This is a genomic window from Parapedobacter indicus, assembly GCF_900113765.1.
Classification (GTDB): domain Bacteria; phylum Bacteroidota; class Bacteroidia; order Sphingobacteriales; family Sphingobacteriaceae; genus Parapedobacter; species Parapedobacter indicus.
Genome location: NZ_FOQO01000033.1, coordinates 1 through 1,036 on the forward strand (window position 1 = coordinate 1; position 1,036 = coordinate 1,036).

The 1,036-nt window shown below is 48.7% G+C and carries 1 protein-coding gene; it reads left to right on the forward strand.

All coding sequences use genetic code 11. The annotated features are described in order from the left end of the window. Nucleotides 1–164 precede the first annotated feature (164 nt). Complete coding sequence (locus BMZ56_RS25355; RefSeq protein WP_177195312.1) at nt 165–1,022, forward strand: IS982 family transposase; 858 nt, start codon at nt 165–167, stop codon at nt 1,020–1,022. Nucleotides 1,023–1,036 lie beyond the last annotated feature (14 nt).

Consider the following 1,036-nt stretch of genomic DNA (forward strand, 5'->3'; position numbering starts at 1 on the left):
ACCCGTTGTGCGGTTTGAGGAAGTTATAGTTTATGGCAGTTAAATTAACAAATAAGTTGTGCACTATACTGAAATTCAGTATATTAGAAAAGTTTCTCACATTTTTCTATATGCACAACTTAAAGACGAATTTCGAGAAGATACGGCGGATTTGCAAATCTGTTTTGGCAAAATATCTTTATGCTGACGGAAATTTGGAACGTTACCGGAACAAACCCCGGATGAATGACCTGGATATCATCGCACTTTCCCTGACAGCCGAAGCGCTTGGGATCGATTCGGAAAATTACCTGTATGGGAAGATAAAGAGTGATTACCCGCAGTATTTCAGCCAGTTGCCGGACAGATCAAATTACAACAGACGCAAAAGAAGGATGCAGAGGTACATCCCGTGGGTGTCCGAATCCATCGCCGGTATCATCGACCCGGAAGCGGACCGCTACATCCTGGATTCCATCCCGGTGCCGGTATGCCAGCCGGTAAGAGCAAACCGTGCGGCCATCTGCAGGGAGGATCCCACGGTGTACCCAAGCCGTGGATACCATGCCTCCCACCGCCTGCATTATTATGGTTTCAAGATGCAGCTGGTCATTTCCCGTTCCGGGGTCCCTGTCCATTTCGGCATCACGGCGGCTAACGTGCACGATGTCAATTATCTGCAATGGATGAATGAAACGCAGCTTACCGACTGTGAGCTCGTAGCCGACAAAGGGTATCTGTCGCTGGGATACCAGACCTCGCTGTTTGAAGAAAGCCGCATACGGCTCATCACGCCGCTGCGGGCCAATATGAAAAACAGGCTGTCCGGATGGAACGCCGGCTACCGGTATGCGCGTAAGCGTATAGAAACCCTGTTCTCCCAGCTCTGTGATCAGCTCATGCTGAAGCGGAACTATGCCAAGACACTTGATGGTCTATTCACAAGGCTCTGCGCAAAGATCTCCGCAGTAGCAGTATTGCAGTACACGAACTTTTTAAACAACAGAAATATTAACAGGTTGAAACATGCGCTTGCTGTTTAAACCGCACAACGGGT